Source organism: Oceanibium sediminis, from assembly GCF_003265325.1.
Taxonomy (GTDB): Bacteria; Pseudomonadota; Alphaproteobacteria; order Rhodobacterales; family Rhodobacteraceae; genus Halovulum; species Halovulum sediminis.
In genome coordinates, this window is sequence record NZ_QGNX01000032.1 from 1 (window position 1) to 5,897 (window position 5,897).

The following is a 5,897-nucleotide window of genomic DNA, read 5'->3' on the forward strand; positions in this document are numbered from 1 at the left end:
TCAAAATAATTTCGAAAAAAGCGAATTTGTCTCTTGCGAGTCGGACGGGTGATCCGTAGATAACCCCTCACCGGCGGCGCAGAGACGCGGTTGGGAAAACATCGAGAGGTTGGCGAGCTGGTACGCTTCAGGGCGTGTTGGTGAGTTTTTGTCTCTCCGCTCTTTGAAATCGAGAATAGAACGAAGAGATATGTGGGGTGTTTGGGCCGTTTCGACGGACGCATCTTATGCATATCGCCTATTAGGGTTTCGGCCCGATGATGTAGGTGTCAGCTTCACTGTTTGATGGGTTTTCGGTTTTCTTTGGAAACTGGAAGCACAGTCAGACAATGATAGGTCTGTTCAGGTACAGTAAGCTTGGATGGATATGTGCTAAGGTTCGAACGTCAAGAACATCTTCGGATGTTTCAACTTGAGAGTTTGATCCTGGCTCAGAACGAACGCTGGCGGCAGGCTTAACACATGCAAGTCGAGCGATCCCTTCGGGGATAGCGGCGGACGGGTGAGTAACGCGTGGGAACGTGCCCTTCTCTACGGAATAGCCCAGGGAAACTTGGATTAATACCGTATACGCCCTTCGGGGGAAAGATTTATCGGAGAAGGATCGGCCCGCGTTAGATTAGGTAGTTGGTGGGGTAATGGCCTACCAAGCCGACGATCTATAGCTGGTTTGAGAGGATGATCAGCCACACTGGGACTGAGACACGGCCCAGACTCCTACGGGAGGCAGCAGTGGGGAATCTTAGACAATGGGGGCAACCCTGATCTAGCCATGCCGCGTGTGTGATGAAGGCCTTAGGGTCGTAAAGCACTTTCGCCAGGGAAGATAATGACGGTACCTGGTAAAGAAACCCCGGCTAACTCCGTGCCAGCAGCCGCGGTAATACGGAGGGGGTTAGCGTTGTTCGGAATTACTGGGCGTAAAGCGCGCGTAGGCGGATCAGCAAGTTAGGGGTGAAATCCCGGGGCTCAACCCCGGAACTGCCCTTAAAACTGCTGACCTAGAGTTCGAGAGAGGTGAGTGGAATTCCGAGTGTAGAGGTGAAATTCGTAGATATTCGGAGGAACACCAGTGGCGAAGGCGGCTCACTGGCTCGATACTGACGCTGAGGTGCGAAAGTGTGGGGAGCAAACAGGATTAGATACCCTGGTAGTCCACACCGTAAACGATGAATGCCAGACGTCGGGCAGCATGCTGTTCGGTGTCGCAGTTAACGCATTAAGCATTCCGCCTGGGGAGTACGGTCGCAAGATTAAAACTCAAAGGAATTGACGGGGGCCCGCACAAGCGGTGGAGCATGTGGTTTAATTCGAAGCAACGCGCAGAACCTTACCATCCCTTGACATCCTGATCGCGGTTTTCCGAGAGGAATTCCTTCAGTTCGGCTGGATCAGTGACAGGTGCTGCATGGCTGTCGTCAGCTCGTGTCGTGAGATGTTGGGTTAAGTCCCGCAACGAGCGCAACCCTCGCCTTTAGTTGCCAGCATTCAGTTGGGCACTCTAGAGGAACCGCCGGTGATAAGCCGGAGGAAGGTGGGGATGACGTCAAGTCCTCATGGCCCTTACGGGATGGGCTACACACGTGCTACAATGGTATCTACAGTGGGTTAATCCCCAAAAGATATCTCAGTTCGGATTGGGGTCTGCAACTCGACCCCATGAAGTTGGAATCGCTAGTAATCGCGTAACAGCATGACGCGGTGAATACGTTCCCGGGCCTTGTACACACCGCCCGTCACACCATGGGAATTGGATCTACCCGAAGGTGGTGCGCCAACCGCAAGGAGGCAGCCAACCACGGTAGGTTCAGTGACTGGGGTGAAGTCGTAACAAGGTAGCCGTAGGGGAACCTGCGGCTGGATCACCTCCTTTCTAAGGATGTTTCCATTAGGTCTGCTTGCAGACCTTGGGAAACACTTAGCAGGGCGCTTCTCAAGGCGCCTACCTGGCCATATCGGCCGGGATATTGGTCCGGACACTCCTCATATCTCTTCGTTAAGTTGCCGATGCTATCGGCCATGGGTCGGTAGCTCAGGTGGTTAGAGCGCACGCCTGATAAGCGTGAGGTCGGAGGTTCAAGTCCTCCTCGACCCACCATTACCTGCTCTTCGCAGGTGCGGTTCAACGCAGTGCAACAGAGTTTGGGGCGTTAGCTCAGCTGGGAGAGCACCTGCTTTGCAAGCAGGGGGTCATCGGTTCGATCCCGATACGCTCCACCAAAGCGCTTTTTTGGCAAAGCCAAAAGCGAGCAACGCAAACACCAGGCGCAGCGACAACGCGGCAGGTGATTGGCGCAGCCAAACACTGAGAGCACCGCGCAGCCCAGGCAACGCCGATTTGATCTTCAAGTCCGTCACGACGGATTTGCACATCCAATCGGATGATCTGGTCGGATCCTTCGGGATCCACCGTTTAACATCGTTCAGAGAGCAATACACGAGACGTAGGTTCGTGTGTTTTGGGTTCAGGTCCTCGGATCTGAAGTCAGCAGCATGTCCTGTGAGGGACAATCGCCTTATCAACCCCGACCAAGGGTTTTTGAGGGGTGTTGCGAAGCAGCCAGCCAGTGCGGCCGGGCGCGTCAAACATGTGAAGCTACAGTCTTTCCAAGTCTAAAAACACTGACCGAGAGGTCGGGTCTGAGAGCAATCTCGTTCCTGACTTCAAGAAATATGTCCTTCCTTACCGAACCAGTGGGAAGGGCAGTCAATGTGACTTCTGATCGGAAGGTCGGGAAGCATCCCCGCAGGGCAATGGCGCAAGTCATTGTGTTGCACGCTTCTCTGTCTTCTGGATCAGATCAAGCGCGATAAGGGCGTTTGGTGGATGCCTTGGCAGCAAGAGGCGATGAAGGACGTGATAATCTGCGATAAGCCTGGGGGAGCCGATAATAGGCCTTGATCCCGGGATCTCCGAATGGGGCAACCCACCTGATACTCGGTTATTGAGAGCCGCAAGGTTCTCATTAATTGGGTAAACCAGGTACTTTTTTCCTGAATACATAGGGTTAAAAGAGCAAACCCGGGGAACTGAAACATCTCAGTACCCGGAGGAAAGGAAATCAACCGATACTCCGTTAGTAGCGGCGAGCGAACGCGGACCAGCCGAGCCTTGAGAGTGAGTGGAACCAGTTGGGAAGCTGGGCAATATGGGTGACAGCCCCGTACACGAAGCTTGATAGGACGTATTAAGTAGGGCGGGACACGTGAAATCCTGTCTGAAGATCGGGGGACCACCCTCGAAGGCTAAGTACTCCTTGCTGACCGATAGCGAACCAGTACCGTGAGGGAAAGGTGAAAAGCACCCCGACAAGGGGAGTGAAACAGTTCCTGAAACCGGACGCCTACAAACAGTCGGAGCATTCTTCGGAATGTGACGGCGTACCTTTTGTATAATGGGTCAACGACTTGGTCTTACGAGCAAGCTTAAGCCGATAGGTGTAGGCGCAGCGAAAGCGAGTCTTAATAGGGCGCATGAGTTCGTGGGATCAGACCCGAAACCAGGTGATCTAGGCATGTGCAGGCTGAAGGTGCGGTAACACGCACTGGAGGGCCGAACCCACACCCGTTGAAAAGGGTCGGGATGACGTGTGCCTAGGGGTGAAAGGCCAATCAAACCTGGAGATAGCTGGTTCTCCGCGAAATCTATTTAGGTAGAGCGTCGATTGAATACCGCCGGGGGTAGAGCACTGGATGGGTAATGGGGACCCACAGTCTTACTGATCCTAACCAAACTCCGAATACCGGCGAGTACTGATCGGCAGACACACGGCGGATGCTAACGTCCGTCGTGGAGAGGGAAACAACCCTGATCTGCAGCTAAGGCCCCTAATTCATGGCTAAGTGGGAAAGCAGGTGAGACGACCAAAACAACCAGGATGTTGGCTTAGAAGCAGCCATCATTTAAAGATAGCGTAACAGCTCACTGGTCTAGATAAGTTGTCTTGCGGCGAAGATGTACCGGGGCTCAAGCCATGAGCCGAAGCTCGGAACTGCGCAAGCAGTGGTAGCGGAGCGTAGTGTTCATAAACTCTTGCCTCTTTATGGCCTTCGGGTCATGCGGAGGCATTGGGTTTTGCGATGAAGTCGTCCTGTAAGGGGCGGTGGAGCGTTCACTAGCGAGAATGTTGACATGAGTAGCGACAAAGAGGGTGAGAGACCCTCTCGCCGAAAGTCCAAGGGTTCCTGCTTAAAGCTAATCTGAGCAGGGTAAGCCGACCCCTAAGGCGAGGCCGAAAGGCGTAGTCGATGGGAACCAGGTTAATATTCCTGGGCCAGGAGGAAGTGACGGTTCGCAAGTGTAGTTGACCCTTATCGGATTGGGTTGGCTGCTGAGCGGATCCTGGAAATAGCCCTCCATGAGATCGTACCCTAAACCGACACAGGTGGACAGGTAGAGCATACCAAGGCGCTTGAGAGAACTACGTTGAAGGAACTCGGCAAAATACCTCCGTAAGTTCGCGAGAAGGAGGCCCTGTCAGGAGGCAACTCTTGGCGGGGGGCACAAACCAGGGGGTGGCGACTGTTTACTAAAAACACAGGGCTCTGCGAAGCCGTAAGGCGACGTATAGGGTCTGACGCCTGCCCGGTGCCGGAAGGTTAAAAGGAGGGGTGAGAGCTCCGAATTGAAGCCCCGGTAAACGGCGGCCGTAACTATAACGGTCCTAAGGTAGCGAAATTCCTTGTCGGGTAAGTTCCGACCTGCACGAATGGCGTAACGACTTCCCCGCTGTCTCCAACGTAGACTCAGCGAAATTGAATTCCCCGTGAAGATGCGGGGTACCCGCGGTCAGACGGAAAGACCCCGTGCACCTTTACTACAGCTTCAGACTGGCATTAGTCCTGTCATGTGCAGGATAGGCGGTAGGCTTTGAACCAGGGACGCCAGTCCTTGGGGAGCCATCCTTGAGATACCGCCCTTGATACGATTGATGTCTAACCGCGGTCCGTTATCCGGATCCGGGACCCTCTGTGGCGGGTAGTTTGACTGGGGCGGTCGCCTCCTAAAGAGTAACGGAGGCGCGCGATGGTGGGCTCAGGTTGGTCGGAAATCAACCGTCGAGTGCAATGGCATAAGCCCGCCTGACTGCGAGACTGACAAGTCGAGCAGAGTCGAAAGACGGCCATAGTGATCCGGTGGTCCCAAGTGGGAGGGCCATCGCTCAACGGATAAAAGGTACGCCGGGGATAACAGGCTGATACTGCCCAAGAGTCCATATCGACGGCAGTGTTTGGCACCTCGATGTCGGCTCATCTCATCCTGGGGCTGGAGCAGGTCCCAAGGGTACGGCTGTTCGCCGTTTAAAGAGGTACGTGAGCTGGGTTTAGAACGTCGTGAGACAGTTCGGTCCCTATCTGCCGTGGGTGTTGGAGACTTGAGAGGAGTTGCCCCTAGTACGAGAGGACCGGGGTGAACGCACCACTGGTGGACCAGTTGTCGTGCCAACGGCAGTGCTGGGTAGCTATGTGCGGACAGGATAACCGCTGAAAGCATCTAAGCGGGAAGCCCCCCTCAAAACCAGGTCTCCCTGAGGGCCGTGGAAGACCACCACGTCGATAGGCCGGAGGTGTACGTGCAGCAATGCACTCAGCTGACCGGTACTAATTGCCCGATAGGCTTGATTTGATCCAGTAGACAGGGAAGTCTTTCCCCCTACGGAACAACATCAGTCGTCACACCGACACATACAATGTCAGACCAAGTTAAGACAAAAGAAAGACCTCGTGTATACTTTGAGTTTTGCCGGTTTGGTGGTCATAGCGTGAGCGAACCACCCGATCCCATCCCGAACTCGGCCGTTAAGCGCCACCGCGCCGATGGTACTGCGTCTCAAGACGTGGGAGAGTAGGTCACCGCCAAACCTGCTAAACTCAAAGTCGCTCGATGAATGATCGTT

Annotated in this window: 1 protein-coding gene, 2 tRNA genes and 3 rRNA genes; 5 read left to right on the top strand and 1 reads right to left on the bottom strand. The window is 54.3% G+C overall.

All coding sequences use genetic code 11. The features are described 5' to 3' along the window. Nucleotides 1-408 precede the first annotated feature (408 nt). The 3 genes from DJ029_RS21285 to DJ029_RS21295 all read left to right on the top strand — a co-directional run bounded on the left by DJ029_RS21285 (nt 409) and on the right by DJ029_RS21295 (nt 2,220). Nucleotides 409-1,873 (top strand): 16S ribosomal RNA (locus tag DJ029_RS21285). A gap of 148 nt (nt 1,874-2,021) precedes the next feature. Further along, nucleotides 2,022-2,098: transfer RNA gene (locus DJ029_RS21290), tRNA-Ile, on the top strand. 46 nt (nt 2,099-2,144) lie between these two features. Beyond that, nucleotides 2,145-2,220, top strand: a tRNA-Ala gene (locus tag DJ029_RS21295). Here DJ029_RS21295 and DJ029_RS21860 read toward each other — a convergent pair. Beyond that, complete coding sequence (locus DJ029_RS21860; protein ID WP_198671239.1) at nt 2,191-2,349, bottom strand: hypothetical protein; 159 nt, start codon at nt 2,347-2,349, stop codon at nt 2,191-2,193. The genes DJ029_RS21295 and DJ029_RS21860 overlap by 30 nt on opposite strands. Nucleotides 2,350-2,799: 450 nt before the next feature. Here DJ029_RS21860 and DJ029_RS21300 point away from each other — a divergent pair. Both DJ029_RS21300 and rrf read left to right on the top strand, forming a co-directional pair. After that, nucleotides 2,800-5,626, top strand: a 23S ribosomal RNA gene (locus tag DJ029_RS21300). A 121-nt stretch (nt 5,627-5,747) separates the two neighbouring features. Continuing rightward, nucleotides 5,748-5,862, top strand: a 5S ribosomal RNA gene (rrf, locus tag DJ029_RS21305). The 16S, 23S and 5S rRNA genes sit together here with 2 tRNA genes alongside, the layout of an rRNA operon. Nucleotides 5,863-5,897 lie beyond the last annotated feature (35 nt).